This is a genomic window from Cereibacter sp. Soil_C_27, assembly GCF_057657095.1.
Genome location: NZ_JBDGJD010000006.1, coordinates 91,885 through 107,937, shown reverse-complemented (window position 1 = coordinate 107,937; position 16,053 = coordinate 91,885). Strand labels below are relative to the sequence as shown.

The window sequence follows — 16,053 nt, the reverse complement described above, 5'->3', positions numbered from 1 at the left end:
CTGCAATGAACTCCTCTTCCGCGATTCTTGTCGGCAATGAATCCCTGCTGATCCACTGCGCCGAGATCCTGCTGCAGCGCGGTCATGCCATCGCCGCTGTCATCACCCGCAACGCCGAGATCGCCGCCTGGGCACAGAGCCGCGGCCTGCGCTATGAGCCGCAGGAGCCCGGGCTGGCCGAACGCCTCGACCTCACGGTGGACTGGCTCTTCTCCATCGCCAATCTCTCCGTCCTTCCCGACGCGCTGCTGGCCAAGGCACGGGTCGCGGTCAACTTCCACGACGGCCCGCTGCCGCGCCATGCCGGACTCAACGCCCCGGTCTGGGCGCTGTTGGAGGGCGAGCGTCAGCACGGCATCACCTGGCACCTCCTGGAGGGCGGCATCGACGAGGGCGATATCCTCGAGCAACGGCTGTTCGACATCGCCCCCGGCGAGACCGCGCTGACGCTGAACACCCGCTGTTTCGCCGCCGCCATCGACAGCTTCCCGGCGCTGCTCACCGGGCTGGAAAGCGGCACTCCCTCCCGCCGCCCGCAGGACTTGTCGCAGCGCAGCTATCACGCCCGCGCCGACCGCCCGGCCGCGGCGGGGCGGATCGATTTCACCCAACCCGCCGCCCGGATCCTGTTGCTGGTCCGCGCGCTGGATCATGGCAGCTACCTGAACCCGCTGACCTGCGCCAAGATCGCGGTGGGCGACCGCATCCTGCTCGTGGGCTCCGCCGAGCGCGCCGAAGGGCAGGGCGCCCCCGGCACGGTCCTCGAAGCAACGGCCATGGGCCTCGTCGTCGCCTGCGCCGATGGCGCGGTGCGGCTTTCGGCGCTGCGCGAGAGCACGACGCCGCTCTGCCCCGGCAGCATCGACGCCCGCCATCTGCCCTCGCCCGACGCCGCCGAGGCAAAGGCCCTCACCGCCGCCCTTGCCGCCGTCGCCCCGGGCGAGACCTTGCTGCGCCGCGTGCTGGCGGCGCTGGACCCTGCGGAGGTGGCGCAGACCGCCACGATCACCGACGCCCCCTCCCACTGCACCCTGCCGCTGTCCCTGCCGCAAACCGGCGACCGGGCGCTCGCGGCGCTGGCGCTGGCCGCGGCCCGGCTCTCGGGCAAGCCCGCCTGCGACCTGGCCTATGCGGGGGCGGCCCCGGTGGCCCCCGGCATCCTCAGCGCATGGGTTCCGCTGCGCGCCGACACCGCCGGCAGCGCCGAGGCCGCCATCGCCGGGCTGATCGCCGCGCTCGCCAAGGCCCGCCAGACCCCCGCCTTCGCCCTCGATCTCCTGGCCCGCGACCCGGCGCTTTCGGGCGTCATCCCGCCGCCCGTCGCGATCAGCCCCGACCGCGCGCTGCCCGGTGCCACGATCACCCTCACCCCTTCGGCGCTGCATTACGACGGGACCCGCCTCACGCCCGAGGCCGCCGCCGACTACGCCGCGAGCCTCGCCACCTTCGCCGCCGCCTGCGAGGGCGAGGCCGAGGTCGCCACCCTGCCGCTCCTCTGCGACCGCCAGCGCCAGCAGATCGAGATGTGGAATGCCACTGAAACCCCGGTGCCTGCGCTCTGCACCCACCACGCCTTCGAGGCGCAGGTGGCCCGCACGCCCGACGCGGTGGCCTTGGTCTTCGAGACTGAAAGCCTCAGCTACAGTGCGCTCAACGCCCGCGCCAACCGTGTCGCCCATCGGCTGCGGGCGCGTGGTGTGGGGCCGGGTGTGCTCGTCGGCCTCTGCCTGCCGCGCTCGCTCGATCTGGTGGTGGCGGCGCTGGCGATCCAGAAGGCGGGCGGTGCCTATGTGCCGATGGACCCGACCTATCCTGCCGACCGCATCGCGCTCTATCTCGAGGACTCCGCCGCCCCCGTGGTGGTGACGAGCGCCGCTCTCGCGAAGGACCTGCCGACCGCCGCGCAGCGGCTGCTGATCGACGCCAACCCGGATCTGGCCGAGGCGCCCGAAAGCAACCCCGAGAGCGGCGTCACCCCTGATGATCTGGCCTATATGATCTACACCTCCGGCTCCACCGGGCGGCCCAAGGGGGTGATGGTCGAGCATCGCAACGTCGCCAATTTCTTCACCGGCATGGATGCCGAGATCCGCCACGACCCGCCCGGCGTCTGGCTTGCCGTCACCTCGCTCAGCTTCGACATCTCGGTGCTGGAGCTGTTCTGGACGCTGGCGCGCGGCTTCAAGGTGGTGCTGACCAGCGACGAGAGCCGCGCCGTGGTGGCGGGCGGGCGCATCTCCAGCGGCGGCAGGATGGACCTGTCGCTGTTCTACTGGGGCAACGACGATGGCGCGGGGCCCAAGAAATACGAGCTGCTCCTCGAAGGCGCGCGCTTTGCCGACAGCCACGGCTTCTCGGCCGTCTGGACTCCGGAGCGGCATTTCCACGCCTTTGGCGGCCCCTATCCCAATCCGGCGGTGACCGGGGCGGCGGTGGCGGCGGTTACGAAAAACATTTCCGTCCGCGCCGGCTCCTGCGTCCTGCCGCTGCACCACCCGGCGCGGGTGGCCGAGGATTGGGCGGTGATCGACAACCTGACCAACGGTCGCGCCGGCATGGGCATCGCCTCGGGCTGGCACCCGGACGATTTCGTGTTGCGCCCCGAGAACTCCCCGCCCGACAACCGCGCCGCGATGTTCCGCGGCATCGACCAGCTTCGCCGTCTCTGGCGCGGCGAGACGGTCGATTTCCCGACCGCTGACGGCAAGGGTTTCGGCGTCCTCACCCAGCCCCGCCCGGTGTCGAAGGCGCTGCCGCTCTGGATCACCACGGCGGGCAATCCGGCGACATGGCGCGAGGCGGGCGAGATCGGCGCCAATGTGCTGACCCATCTTCTCGGCCAGACCGTTGCCGAGGTGGCCGAGAAGATTGCGATCTACCACGCGGCGCTGCGCAAGGCGGGCCACGACCCCGCCAATTTCACCGTCACGCTGATGCTGCACACCTACATCGCCGCCGACCGCGAGACGGCGCGGGCCACGGCGCGCGGGCCGATGAAGGCCTATCTCGCCTCGGCGGCGGGGCTCGTCCGGCAATATGCCTGGGCCTTCCCCGCCTTCAAGCGCCCACCGGGCGTGGCGGAGCCGATGGACATCGACCTGCAGAGCCTCAGCCCCGAGGAGAACGAGGCGATCCTCGACTTCGCCTTTCAGCGCTATTTCGAGGACTCTGGCCTCTTCGGCACGGTCGAGGACTGCCTCGGTCGCATCGAGGAGGTCCGCCGCATCGGCGTCACCGAGATCGCCTGCCTGATCGATTATGGCATCGCTCCTGATCTTGTGCTGGCCGGGCTGCACCCCTTGGCCGAGGTGCTCCGCCGCGCCAATGTCGAAAGCGGCCCCGCCGCCGCCGATCACTCGCTCGCCGCCCAGATTCTGCGCCATGGCGTGACGCATCTGCAATGCACCCCCTCCATGGCCCGGATGCTCGCCACCAATGACGAGTCGCGCCGCGCCCTGTCGCGGCTGACGCACCTGCTGGTCGGCGGCGAGGCGCTGCCCGGCACGCTGGCCGCCGATCTGCGCCAGGCGACGCAGGCCGAGATCCGCAACATGTATGGCCCGACCGAAACCACGATCTGGTCCTCGACCGAACGGGTCGACGCTACGGAGCCCACCGTCAACATCGGTCGCCCCATCGCCAACACCCGCCTGCATGTGCTGGACGCGGCGATGCAGCCACTGCCCGTTGGCCTGGCGGGCGAGCTCTGGATCGGTGGGGCAGGCGTGGCGCGTGGGTACTGGCAGCGCCCCGACCTCACGGCCGAACGCTTCCGCGAGACCGCCGAGGGGCGGCTCTACCGCACCGGCGATCTGGTGCGCTGGCGGGCCGATGGGCGGCTCGATTTCCTCGGCCGGGCCGACCATCAGGTGAAGCTGCGCGGCTACCGGATCGAGCTGGGCGAGATCGAGGCGGTGATCGAGGCGCAGCCCGGCGTGGCCCAGGCCGTGGTGCTGGCGCGCGAGGATCAGCCGGGCGACCTGCGGCTGGTGGCCTATGTGCAGGGCGAGACGCAGGGCCTGCGCGACCGGCTGGCGGCACTTCTGCCCGCCCATATGCTGCCCGCCCATGTCGTGCCGATGACAGGCTTCCCGCTGACCCCGAACCGCAAGATCGACCGCAAGGCGCTGCCCGCGCCGCAGGCGGCTGAAGCGCCCTCGGCCACTGTGGCGCCGCAGGAGGGGATCGAGGCACAGATCGCCGCGATCTGGTCGCGCGTGCTGGGGGTGGCCTCGGTCGGGGCGAAGGACAATTTCTTCGCGCTCGGCGGCCATTCGCTGCTGGCGGTGCAGGTGCATCGCGAGCTGCGCGAGGCTCTGGCCGCGCCAAGCCTCTCGATCACCGACATCTTCCGCTTCCCGACGCTCGATGCGCTGGCCCACCATCTGGCGCCCGCACCCCCCACCTCCGCCAAGCCGCCGTCGGAGCGGGCCGACGCACGGCTTGACGCCATGGCCCGGCGACGGGCGCTGCGGGCGGGGCGCGTCGATGCCTGACCCTCTGGCAGCGCTCTGCCGGGCCGCCCGTGCCCTGCTGCCCGAGACCGTGGCCGTCGCCGTCACCGATCCGCAGGCCGACCAACCGCCGCTCCTGCCGGGCGAGGCCGTGCGCGGCATCCCCTCCCGCCAGCGCGAATTCGCCGCCGGTCGCGCGGCGGCGCGGCGCTGCATGGCTAACCTCGGCCTTCCGCCCCAGCCGGTGCCCGCGGGCGACGACCGCGCGCCACTCTGGCCCCCCGGCCTCTCCGGCTCGATCACCCATAGTGCGACCGCCTGCCTCGCCGCGCTCACCCGCGCGTCGATGCTGCTCGGGCTCGACATCGAGCCGGACGTGCCGCTTGAAAAATCCCTTCATTCGCTGATCCTGCGCCCCGAGGAGCGCGACAGCCCCGACCCGCTGCTGCTGTTCAGCGCCAAGGAGGCCGCCTACAAGGCGCAATACCCACTCACCCGTCAGCTCTTCGGCTTCGAGGTGCTGCAGATCGCCATTTCCGCTCCCGACCGCTTCACCGCGATCTTCCGCGAGAGCATCGGCCCCTTCGCCGAGGGCAGCCGTCTCGAAGGCCGCTATGCCCGGGCCGGCGGCCATCTGCTGACGGTGGTGACCGGCTAGGCCTCGGCGGGCCGGCGGATCTGCGGCGCGGCTTCCAGCACCAGCGGCTTGAACCCCGCCGTCCCCGCCTCGACCAGCTGGAAGAACTGCCGCCGCATCCGCGGCTCCCAGAAGTCGCTGATATGGTCGGCGATGCCGCGCACGCCCTCGTCATGCGGCTTCGATTCAAAGAAGGTGGCGATCTGGTTCGCCATGTAGATCAGCTTGTCAGGCGACATCTTCGGCCTCGTCAACGGTGATGCGATGGGAATGGGTGAAGACCTCGCAGCGGTCCGGCCGAGCGAGGCCGATCAGGGTGATCCCCGCCGCCTCGGCCATCCGCACCGCATGGGCCGTGGGCGCCGAGACCGCGATCAGCACCGGCGCGCCGATCCGGGCGCATTTCTGCACCATGTCGATCGACACCCGGCTGGTCAGCAGCACCGCGCCGCGCGAGGCATCGACCCCGCCGCGCAGCAGCGCCCCCGCCAGCTTGTCCAGCGCATTGTGCCGCCCGACATCCTCGCGCGCGGCGACGATGCCGGCCTCCGGCGTCCAGAACCCCGCGGCATGCACCGCGCGGGTCACGTCATGCAGCGGCTGATGCGCCGTCAGCGCCGAGATCGCCGCGCCGACGTCGTCCAGCGAGACGCGCAGCGCCGAGGCCGGGACCGCAGGCGCCTCGCGCAGCGCCTCCTCCAGACTGTCGATGCCGCAGAGCCCGCAGCCCACCGGCCCCGCCATCGTTCGCCGCCGCGCCATCAGCCGCGCCCCGGCCTCGGGCTTCAGCCAGATCTGCAGGTCGATGCCGCGCTCCGTCTCCACCGCCTCGACGCTCTCGATCTCCGCCGCCGTGGCGAGGCCCTCGGTCAGTGAGAAACCATAGGCGAAATCCTCCAGCGCCTCGGGGCTGGCCATCATCACCGCCTGCGTCGACCCGTTGTAGCTCAGCGCCACCGCCACCTCCTCCGGCAGCATCCGCTGGCCCGGATCGGCCCGCCCCGCGGTCAGGGCGAGGCGGGGAAGGCTCTGGCGCGTCTCCATCACTCGGCGGCGGGCAGGATGCGGCGGGCGAGGGTGGCCTGCGCCGAGTAATCCTCCTGCCAGTCCGACGGCCCGTTCGAGGGCGAGACCTGCACCGCCGTCACCTTGTATTCCGGGCAGTTGGTCGCCCAGTCCGAGAAATCGGTGGTGATGACATTGGCCTGCGTCGAGGGGTGGTGGAAGGTGGTATAGACCACCCCCGGCGACACCCGGTCGGTCAGTTTCGCCCGCAGCGAGGTATCGCCCGACCGCGAGGCCAGCCGCACCCAGTCGCGGTCCTTCACCCCGCGCACCTCGGCGTCATGCGGGTGGATCTCCAGCACATCCTCCTCGTGCCAGACCGTGTTCGCCGTCCGTCGCGTCTGCGCGCCGACGTTGTACTGGCTGAGGATGCGCCCGGTGGTCAGCAGCAGCGGGAAGCGCGGCCCGGTCTTCTCGTCCGTCGCCACATATTCGGTGCGGATGAACTTGCCCTTGCCGCGCATGAAGCCGTCGACATGCATCAGGGGCGTGCCCAGCGGATGCGCCTCGTTGCAGGGCCATTGCACCGAGCCTTCGGTCTCCAGCTTCTCGTAGCTGACGCCAGCGAAGGAGGGGGTGGTGGCCGCGATCTCGTCCATGATCTGGCTCGGATGGGTGTAGGTCCAGCCCGCGCCCATGGCATTGGCCAGCATCTGCGTCACCTCCCAGTCGCCGAAACCGTTTTTCGGCGCCATCACCTTGCGGACGCGGTTGATGCGGCGCTCGGCGTTTGTGAAGGTGCCGTCCTTCTCGAGGAAGGACGAGCCCGGCAGGAAGACATGGGCGTAATTGGCGGTCTCGTTCAGGAAGAGGTCATGCACGATGACGCAGTCCATCGCCGCCAGCCCCGCCGCGACATGCTTGGTGTCGGGGTCGGATTGCAGGATGTCCTCGCCCTGGCAGTAGAGCCCCTTGAAGGTGCCCTCCACCGCCGCATCCAGCATGTTCGGGATGCGCAGCCCCGGCTCGTGATCCAGGGTCACGCCCCAGAGCTTCTCGAACACCTCGCGGGCGGAATCGTTTTTCACATGGCGATAGCCCGGCAGCTCATGCGGGAAGGAGCCCATGTCGCAGGAGCCCTGCACGTTGTTCTGCCCGCGCAGCGGGTTCACCCCGACGCCCGGCCGGCCGATGTTGCCGGTCAGCATGGCGAGGTTGGCGATGCCGATGACGGTCGTCGAGCCCTGGCTGTGCTCGGTCACGCCCAGCCCGTAATAGATCGCCCCGTTGCCGCCCTTGGCGAACAGCCGCGCCGCCGCGCGCAGCTCCGCCGCCGGCACGCCGGTCAAGAGCTCGGTCGCTTCCGGCGCATGGCGCGGGTCGGCGACGAATTCGGCGTAATCCTGGAACTCGTCCCAATCGCAGCGCTGGCGGATGAAACTCTCATCCGCCAGCCCCTCGGTGACGATCACATGCGCGATCGAGGTCACCACCGCGACGTTGGTCCCCGGCTTCAGCGCCAGATGATGCGCCGCTTCGATATGCGGGCTCTTCACCAGATCGATCCGCCGCGGGTCGATGACGATGAGCTTCGCCCCCTGCCGCAGCCGCTTCTTCAGCCGGCTGGCGAAGACCGGGTGGCCGTCGGTCGGGTTGGCCCCGATCACCACCACCACATCGGTCTCTTCGACCGAGTCGAAGTCCTGCGTTCCCGCCGAAGTGCCGAAGGTCTGGCCCAAACCGTAGCCGGTGGGCGAGTGGCAGACCCGGGCGCAGGTGTCGGTGTTGTTGTTCATGAAGACCGCGCGGGTCAGCTTCTGCACGAGGTAGGTTTCCTCGTTGGTGCAGCGCGACGAGGTGATGACCCCGACCGACTGCCGCCCGTGCTTCGCCTGGATGTCCTTCATCCGCCGCGCGGCAAAGCCCAGCGCTTCTTCCCAGGTCACTTCCTGCCACGGATCGTTGATATTCTCGCGGATCATCGGGTTCAGGATGCGGTCCTTGTGGCTGGCATAGCCATAGGCGAAACGGCCTTTCACGCAGCTGTGGCCGCGGTTGGCCTTGCCATGCTTGTAGGGCACCATCCGCACCAGCTCGTCGCCGCGCATCTCGGCCTTGAAGCTGCAGCCCACGCCGCAATAGGCACAGGTGGTGATCACCGACCGCTCCGGCGTGCCGATGTCGATCACCGATTTCTCCTGCAGCGTCGCCGTCGGGCAGGCCTGCACGCAGGCGCCGCAAGAGACGCAATCGGAGGTGAGGAAGCTGTCGGAGGCCGCCCCCGCCGAAACCCGGCTGTCGAAGCCGCGGCCCTCGATGGTCAGCGCGAAGGTGCCCTGCACCTCTTCGCAGGCCCGCACGCAGCGCGAGCAGACGATGCATTTCGCCGGGTCATAGGTGAAATACGGGTTGGAATCGTCCTTCGGCATCCACTGCCGGTTCAGCTCGCCCGCGGTGTTCTTCGGGGTGAAATGGTTTTCCACCGCCTCGTAGCGCACATCGCGCAGGCCCACCGCCCCGGCCATGTCCTGCAACTCGCAGTCGCCATTGGCCGAGCAGGTCAGGCAATCCAGCGGGTGGTCGGAGATGTAGAGCTCCATCACCCCGCGCCGCAGCTGCTTCAGCTGGCCGGTCTGGGTATGGACCTTCATCCCCGGCGCCACCGGCGTGGTGCAGGAGGCGGGCGTGCCGTTGCGCCCCTCGATCTCCACCAGACAGAGCCGGCACGATCCGAAGGCCGCCATGTTGTCGCTGGCGCAGAGCTTCGGCACCGTGATGCCCGCCTCCGCCGCCGCCCGCATGACAGAGGTGCCCTCGGGCACCGTCACGTCGAAGCCGTCGACGTTCAGCGTGACCATGACCTTCGACTTCGACTCGGGGGTGCCGAAATCGCGGTCGGGGATGATGAAATCTTTCATTCGGCAGCCTCCTTGAGGGGAGCGAAATCGTCGGGAAAATGGGTCAGCGCCGACATCACCGGATAGGGGGTGAAGCCGCCCAGCGCGCAGAGCGAGCCGGCCTTCATCGTGGCGCAGAGATCGGTGAGCAGCGGGATGGCCGCGGCGTCGCCGCGCGCGATCCGGTCCACCGTCTCCATCCCGCGCACCGCGCCGATCCGGCAGGGGGTGCATTTGCCGCAGGATTCGATGGCGCAGAACTCCATGGCGAAGCGCGCCTGTTTCAGCATGTCCGCCGTATCGTCGAAGACTACCAGCCCGGCATGGCCCACCAGCCCGTCCGCCCCGGCGAATTCCTCGTAGCAGAACTGGGTATTGAACAGCGCGCGGGGGAAATAGGCCCCCAGCGGCCCGCCGACCTGCACCGCCTTCACCGGCCGCCCGGTCGCGGTGCCGCCCGCCAGATTGTCGACGATCTCGCCCAGCGTCATGCCGAAGGCCACTTCGAACAACCCGCCATGCTTCACGTTGCCGGCGATCTGCAGCGGGATCGTGCCGCGCGAGCGGCCCAGACCGAAGTCCTTGTAATAGGCCGCGCCCTTCTCGAAGATCACCGGCACCGAGGCCAGCGAGATCACGTTGTTCACCACCGTCGGCTTGCCGAGGAAGCCCTCCAGCGCCGGCAGCGGCGGCTTCGCCCGCACCACCCCGCGCTTGCCTTCCAGCGAATTCAAGAGCGAGGTCTCCTCGCCGCAGACATAGGCCCCCGCGCCGGTCCGGATCTCCATGTCGAAGGCGCGCCCCGAGCCCATCACCGATGGCCCCAGAAGCCCGTGATCCCGCGCGATCAGCACCGCCTGCTGCATCACCCGGATGGCGTCGGGATATTCCGAGCGCATGTAGACATAGCCGCGCGTCGCCCCCACGGCGAGCCCGGCGATGGTCATGCCCTCGATCAGCGTGAAGGGGTCGCCCTCCATGATCATCCGGTCGGCGAAGGTGCCAGAGTCGCCCTCGTCGGCGTTGCAGACGATGTATTTCTGGTTGGCCGCGGCCCCCGCCACCGTCTTCCACTTGATGCCGGTGGGAAAGCCCGCCCCGCCGCGCCCGCGCAGGCCCGAGTCGAGCACCTCCTGCACGATGGCCTCCGGCGTCATGGCGATCGCCTTGTGCAGGCCGACGAAGCCGCCATGCGCCTCGTAATCCTCAAGGCACAGCGGGTCGATCACCCCGCAGCGCGCGAAGGTCAGCCGGGTCTGCATCTTCATCCAGGGCAGGTCTTCGGTCAGCCCCAGCGCCAACTTGTGCTCGCCCCAGCCCGCCTCGAACAGCGAGGCGACATCCGCCGCCTGCACCATGCCGAAGGCCACGCGCCCGATCCCGGTCTGCACCTCCACCAGAGGCTCCAGCCATACCATCCCGCGCGAGCCGTTGCGGATCACCTCGATCGCCACGCCGCGCTTGTCGGCCTCGGCGCGGATCGCCTCGGCCACCTCGTCGGCGCCCAGTGCCTTGGCCGACGCATCGCCCGGAACATAGATCCTCATGCCCGCACCTCCGTCAGCAGCGCCTCGAGCCGCGTCTCGTCCACCCGGCCCACCACGCGGCCATCGACCAGCGCCGCCGGGGCGCAGGCGCAGAGCCCGAGGCAGAACACCGGCTCCAGCGTCACCGCGCCGTCGGGCGTCGTCTGGTGCCAGTCGATCCCCAGCCGGTGCTTCACCCGTTCCGCCAAGGCGTCGCCGCCCATCGACTGGCAGGCCTCGGCCCGGCACAGCTTCAGCACATGCCGGCCCTGCGGCTGTTCGCGGAAATCGTGGTAGAAGCTCATCACCCCGTGAACCTCGGCCCGGCTGAGGTTCAGGTTCGCCGCGATCAGCGGCAGCGCGTCCTGCGGCACATAGCCGAAGCTTTCCTGCACGGCATGGAGGATCGGCAGCAGCGGCCCCTCCAGCCCCTCATGCGCGGCAAGAATATCCTGCAGACGTGCGGTCACCTCGCCTGTTTCCACGCGCATGCGGCTCTCCTCCCCGGTTGGCTGCGACCTTTTTACGCGCGACGATAGAGAATTCAATATGGATATGCCGTCAAACGATAGGCTTTCCCTATCGCTCCACCTCCGCCGAGCGCCGCGCCGCCTCCAGCAGCGCCGCGAGGATCGGCGTATGCGGCTCGCGATGCGCCGCGATCAGCCCCACCAGATGCCGGACCTCCGGCGCCACGATGGGGATCGCCCGCAGCCCATCCGCCACGAACATGTCGGCCAGCTTCTTCGGTAGCACCGAGGCCCAGCGCCCGGTCATCACATGCGAGATCAGCGAGATGGTGGAGTTCGACTCCACCGACGGGCTGGCCCGCACCCCCGACTCCGCCAGATGCTGGTTGACGATCCGGCGGTTCTGCATGTCCTCGGTCAGAAGGCACAGCGGCAGCGTCGCCACCTCGGCCCATGTCAGGCTGTCGCGCTCCGACAGCGGCGTGCCGGGGCGGCAGACCAGCCGGTAATACTCGGCATAGAGCGGCACCTGCGACACCCGGCCCAGCGGCTCGTTGTCGAGATAGGTGATCCCCGCATCGAACTCGAGGCTCTCGATCCCGGCCAATATCTCCGCCGAGGTGCGCGACAGCACCCGCACCCGAACGTTGGGATGCCGCTCGGTGAAGGGCGCCGTCAGATCCGCGACGATGGGCAGCGCGGTCGGGATGACCCCCAGCCGCAGATTGCCCGACAGGCCCGAGCGAACCGCCCGCATCTCGTCCTTCAGCGCGCGCGCATCGCCGACGATGCGCCGCGCCCAGTCCAGCACCCGCAGCCCCTCCGGCGTCAGCTCCTGAAAGCGCGAGCCGCGGAACACCAGCTGCACCCCCAGCTGATCCTCCAGCTGCCGGATCGCCGAGGACAGCGTGGGTTGCGTCACGCCGCAGGCCTCGGCGGCATGGCCGAAGTGCCGCTCGCGCGCCAGGGCGATGAACATTTCCAGCTTGTCGATCATCCCCCCGGTTTCGCAGCAATTCACCGGAGCGGCAAGAAGTGCGAAGACCCCCGGCGAGCGCCTTGTTCCAAGGCGGGGCAGGCTCTACATCGGAGCCATGAAACAGTATATCCCGTTCATCAAGAAGCCGCCGGTGGTCTCGGTCCTCCGCCTGCAGGGCACCATCGCCGCCAGCGCGCGGGGCGGGTTGTCCGATCCGGCGCTGGCCCCGCTGATCGAGCGGGCGTTTTCGCGCGGCAAACCTGCCGCGGTGGCCATCGTCATCAACTCCCCCGGCGGCTCGCCGGTGCAGTCCAGCCTGATCGCCGCCCGCATCCGCCGTCTCTCGGTGGAAAAGGGCGTGCCCGTCCACGCCTTCGTCGAGGATGTGGCGGCCTCGGGCGGCTACTGGCTCGCCTGCGCGGGCGACCAGATCTGGGTCGATGACAGCTCGATCCTCGGCTCCATCGGGGTGATCTTCTCCAGCTTCGGCTTCCCCGAGCTGATGGCCCGGCAGGGGATCGAACGGCGCGTCGTCACCTCCGGCCGCTCGAAATCGCTGGCCGATCCCTTCCTGCCGGAAAAGCCCGAGGATGTGGAACGGCTGAAGGCGCTGCAGGAGCCGATCCATCAGGCCTTCATCGCCCATGTGAAGGCCCGGCGCGGCGCGCGGCTGAAGGAAGAGGCCGATCTCTTCAACGCCGACATCTGGGTGGGGCAGGGGGCCGTCAACGTCGGTCTGGCCGATGGCGTGGCGCATCTGGTGCCCAAGCTGAAAGAGCTCTACGGCGACAAGGTGCGTCTGGTGTCCTACGGTCAGAAACGCTCGCTCCTGCAACGCTTCGGCGCCAGCTTCATGGGCTCGGCGCTGGCCGAGGTGGAGGATCGCGCCGCCTGGGCGCGGTTCGGGCTCTGACATGCTGCTGAAGATCGCCCTCATCTTCCTTGCCGTCATGCTCGGTCTCTCCATGCTGTTCAAGATCCGCCCCAGCCTCGGCGCGCCGCGCAAGAAGGCAAAGCTGACCAAGCCCGTGATCTGCGGCCATTGCGGCCAGTTCATCCTCGGCAAGGGCGGCTGTGACTGTCAGAGCAGGAAAGGCTGAGCCATGACGCCGCGTGCCCTCGTCACCGGAGCCGGCGCCCGTCTGGGCCGGGCCATGGCTCTCTCCCTTGCGCAGCGCGGCCATGATGTCGCCGTGCATTACGCAGGCTCGCACGACGGCGCCGAGGCCACCGTGGCCGAGATCCGCGCCATGGGCCGCAAGGCCGAAGCGCTGCAGGCCAACCTGCTGATCGAGGACGAGACCGAAGCCCTCGTCCCCCGCGCCGTCGCGGCGCTGGGCGGGCCGCTGACCCTTCTGGTCAACAACGCCTCGATCTTCGAATACGACAACCTCGAGACCGCCACCCGCGAAAGCTGGGATCGCCACATCGGCTCCAACCTCCGCGCGCCCTTCGTCCTCACCCAGCACTTCGCGGCGCAGGTCCCCGAGCCGGCGCAGGACGCGGCGGGCGAGCCGTTGGCCCGCGGCCTCATCGTCAACATGATCGACCAGCGCGTGCTCAAGCTCACGCCGGAGTTCATGAGCTACACCATCGCCAAGATGGGCCTCTGGGCGCTGACCCGCACCGCGGCGCAGGCGCTGGCGCCGCGCATCCGGGTGAACGCCATCGGCCCCGGCCCGACCCTGATCGGCGCCCGGCAGAGCGAGGCGCATTTCGCCGCCCAGCGCGCCGCGACCGTGCTGGAGCGCGGCGCGAACCCCGCCGACATCACCGCGGCGCTCGGCTTCTTCCTCGACGCGCCGGCCGTCACCGGGCAGCTTCTCTGCATCGACGGGGGGCAGCATCTGGCCTGGCGGACGCGCGATGTGCTGGGTGTGGAATAGGCCGGCGGCGCGACTTGTCCACCTGAGCGAAACGGGTCATGCGAACGTTACAATTTCCCTAAGATTATCAGTCGTTTGCTGGAGGTTCAAAATTCTTCTCAGCAAAATCAACGCGTTAAATTATCGATGAAGTTTTAGGCAAAGTCTCGAAACACGTCGAAAACAAGGAAAAATCTGCGCTCCCAGAATGTTGTGCGCAGAGTTATCCACAGAAACGGTGGACAGGTTTCCTCTTGTGGCTCCGCCGCTATCATTGCAGCGAGCCGGGGAATCGACATACCTCAAAAGGATGATTGAAGACGTGCAGGGCGAAGCACCAGATCCGATCCCGACCGCAGCCCCCGGACCCACCGGCCATGCGGTCATCCAGGGCTATCTGAAGTCGCTGGACGCCTCTCCCGGCGTCTACCGGATGCTCGATGCGCAAAGCCAGGTGCTCTACGTCGGCAAGGCCCGCAACCTGCGCGCCCGCGTCTCCAACTACGCCCGCCCCTCCGGCCATTCCGCGCGCATCGCCCGGATGATCCGCGAGACCTCCTCGATGATGTTCCTCACCACGCGCACCGAGACCGAGGCGCTGCTCCTGGAACAGAACCTCATCAAGCAGCTGAAGCCGCGCTACAACGTGCTCCTGCGCGACGACAAGTCCTTCCCGAACATCCTCATCGCCAAGGACCATCCCTACCCGATGATCCGCAAGCACCGCGGCAAGCGGTCCGAGCCCGGCAGCTACTTCGGCCCCTTCGCCAGCGCCGGCTCGGTGAACCGCACCCTCGCCCAGCTGCAGCGCGTCTTCCTCTTGCGCACCTGCTCGGATTCGATGTTCGAAAGCCGCACCCGGCCCTGCCTGCTCTACCAGATCAAGCGCTGCGCCGCGCCCTGCGTCGGCAAGGTCTCCTCCGAGGATTACAACCTGCTGATCGGCGATGCCGAGCGCTTCCTGCAGGGCAAGACCACCACGGTGCAGTCGAACCTCGCCAAGCAGATGACCGAAGCCGCCGAGGCGATGGAGTTCGAACGCGCCGCCGCCCTGCGCGACCGGATCAAGGCGCTGACCCAGGTGCAGTCCTCGCAGGGCATCAACCCCAAGGGCGTGGCCGAGGCCGATGTGATCGCTCTGCACATCGAGGGCGGGCTCGCCTGCGTGCAGGTCTTCTTCATCCGCGCCAACCAGAGCTGGGGAAACCGCGACTTCTACCCCAAGACCGGGGCAGGGGCCGAGGCGCCCGAGATCATGGAGGCGTTCCTCTCGCAATTCTACGACGACAAGGAGCCGCCCCGGCTGATCCTGCTGTCCCACGCCGTCGACAACCCCGACCTCGTGACGCAGCTTCTGTCCGAACGCGCGGGGCGCAAGGTGACGATGGGCGTCCCGCAGCGCGGCGAGAAGGCCGAACTGCTGGAGAACGCCGCCCGCAACGCCCGCGAAAGCCTCGCCCGCCGCATGGCCGAGGGCGCGACGCAGAACCGCCTGCTCGCCGGTCTGGCCGAGGCCTTCAACCTCGACGCCCCGCCGCAGCGGATCGAGGTCTACGACAACTCGCATATCCAGGGCACCAATGCCGTCGGCGGCATGATCGTCGCCGGGGCCGAGGGCTTCCTGAAAAGCCAGTATCGCAAGTTCAACATCCGCTCGGCGGCAGGGGCCAACAGCGACGACTTCGGCATGATGAAGGAGGTGCTGACCCGCCGCTTCGAACGCCTGCTGAAGGAAGACCCCGAGCGGACCTCCGACGCCTGGCCCGACCTCCTGTTGATCGACGGCGGCGCCGGGCAGGTCTCGGCGGTCCATGGCATCATGCAGGAACTGGGGGTGGATGACATCGCCATGGTCGGCGTCGCCAAGGGCGTCGACCGCGACGCCGGCAAGGAGGAGTTCCACCGCCCCGGCGAGCCCGCCTTCGCGCTGCGGATGAACGACCCGGTGCTCTACTTCGTCCAGCGCCTGCGCGACGAGGCCCACCGCTGGGCCATCGGCGCCCACCGCGCCAAGCGCGCCAAACAGGTCAGCGCCACCCCGCTCGACGAGATCCCCGGCGTCGGCGCCACCCGCAAACGCGCGCTGCTGGCGCATTTCGGCTCCGCCAAGGCCGTGGCGAGGGCAGGGCTCTCGGATCTGGCGGCGGTGGAGGGGATCTCGGCGACGATGGCGCAGAGCATCCATGATTATTTTCATGGGTCGTGAGGGGGTAGGCCGCA

Annotated in this window: 12 protein-coding genes; 6 read left to right on the top strand and 6 right to left on the bottom strand. The window is 69.0% G+C overall.

The genetic code is table 11. The annotated features are described in order from the left end of the window. Positions 1-5: 5 nt before the first annotated feature. Entirely contained in the window at positions 6-4,496 is a 4,491-nt protein-coding gene (locus tag AC3A5Z_RS20080) for a MupA/Atu3671 family FMN-dependent luciferase-like monooxygenase (RefSeq protein WP_487521072.1), read from the top strand. Beyond that, entirely contained in the window at positions 4,489-5,112 is a 624-nt protein-coding gene (locus AC3A5Z_RS20075) for a 4'-phosphopantetheinyl transferase family protein (protein ID WP_487521071.1), read from the top strand. The genes AC3A5Z_RS20080 and AC3A5Z_RS20075 overlap by 8 nt, the downstream gene beginning before the upstream one ends. Here AC3A5Z_RS20075 and AC3A5Z_RS20070 read toward each other — a convergent pair. The 6 genes from AC3A5Z_RS20070 to AC3A5Z_RS20045 form a co-directional block, all read right to left on the bottom strand. Beyond that, complete coding sequence (locus AC3A5Z_RS20070; protein ID WP_444667380.1) at positions 5,109-5,330, bottom strand: formate dehydrogenase subunit delta; 222 nt, start codon at positions 5,328-5,330, stop codon at positions 5,109-5,111. The genes AC3A5Z_RS20075 and AC3A5Z_RS20070 overlap by 4 nt on opposite strands. Continuing rightward, positions 5,320-6,138 (bottom strand): formate dehydrogenase accessory sulfurtransferase FdhD, encoded by an 819-nt coding sequence (fdhD, locus tag AC3A5Z_RS20065; protein ID WP_487521070.1) that lies wholly within the window; start codon positions 6,136-6,138, stop codon positions 5,320-5,322. The genes AC3A5Z_RS20070 and fdhD overlap by 11 nt, the downstream gene beginning before the upstream one ends. Next, the gene (gene fdhF / locus AC3A5Z_RS20060) at positions 6,135-9,014 is read right to left on the bottom strand and encodes a formate dehydrogenase subunit alpha (protein WP_487521069.1); all 2,880 of its coding nucleotides are present in this window, start codon (positions 9,012-9,014) and stop codon (positions 6,135-6,137) included. The genes fdhD and fdhF overlap by 4 nt, the downstream gene beginning before the upstream one ends. After that, entirely contained in the window at positions 9,011-10,540 is a 1,530-nt protein-coding gene (locus AC3A5Z_RS20055) for a formate dehydrogenase beta subunit (RefSeq protein WP_487521068.1), read from the bottom strand. Before AC3A5Z_RS20055 ends, fdhF begins: the two co-directional genes overlap by 4 nt. Beyond that, on the bottom strand, positions 10,537-11,010 hold the full coding sequence (locus tag AC3A5Z_RS20050) for a formate dehydrogenase subunit gamma (RefSeq protein ID WP_107662167.1): 474 nt from the start codon (positions 11,008-11,010) through the stop codon (positions 10,537-10,539). Before AC3A5Z_RS20050 ends, AC3A5Z_RS20055 begins: the two co-directional genes overlap by 4 nt. 88 nt (positions 11,011-11,098) lie before the next feature. Beyond that, positions 11,099-11,986, bottom strand: coding sequence for a LysR family transcriptional regulator (locus AC3A5Z_RS20045; protein ID WP_107662168.1), 888 nt, complete (start codon positions 11,984-11,986; stop codon positions 11,099-11,101). Positions 11,987-12,083: 97 nt separating this feature from the next. Here AC3A5Z_RS20045 and AC3A5Z_RS20040 point away from each other — a divergent pair, with 97 nt between their 5' ends. The 4 genes from AC3A5Z_RS20040 to uvrC all read left to right on the top strand — a co-directional run bounded on the left by AC3A5Z_RS20040 (position 12,084) and on the right by uvrC (position 16,039). After that, positions 12,084-12,881, top strand: coding sequence for a S49 family peptidase (locus AC3A5Z_RS20040; protein ID WP_136791954.1), 798 nt, complete (start codon positions 12,084-12,086; stop codon positions 12,879-12,881). Between the two features lies 1 nt (position 12,882). Next, the gene (locus tag AC3A5Z_RS20035; RefSeq protein ID WP_444667374.1) at positions 12,883-13,068 is read left to right on the top strand and encodes a hypothetical protein; all 186 of its coding nucleotides are present in this window, start codon (positions 12,883-12,885) and stop codon (positions 13,066-13,068) included. 3 nt (positions 13,069-13,071) lie between these two features. Further along, positions 13,072-13,854, top strand: a complete 783-nt coding sequence (locus tag AC3A5Z_RS20030) for an SDR family oxidoreductase (RefSeq protein WP_487521067.1) — start codon at positions 13,072-13,074, stop codon at positions 13,852-13,854. 289 nt (positions 13,855-14,143) lie between these two features. Continuing rightward, positions 14,144-16,039, top strand: a complete 1,896-nt coding sequence (uvrC, locus tag AC3A5Z_RS20025; RefSeq protein WP_487521066.1) for an excinuclease ABC subunit UvrC — start codon at positions 14,144-14,146, stop codon at positions 16,037-16,039. The last annotated feature ends 14 nt before the right edge of the window (positions 16,040-16,053 follow it).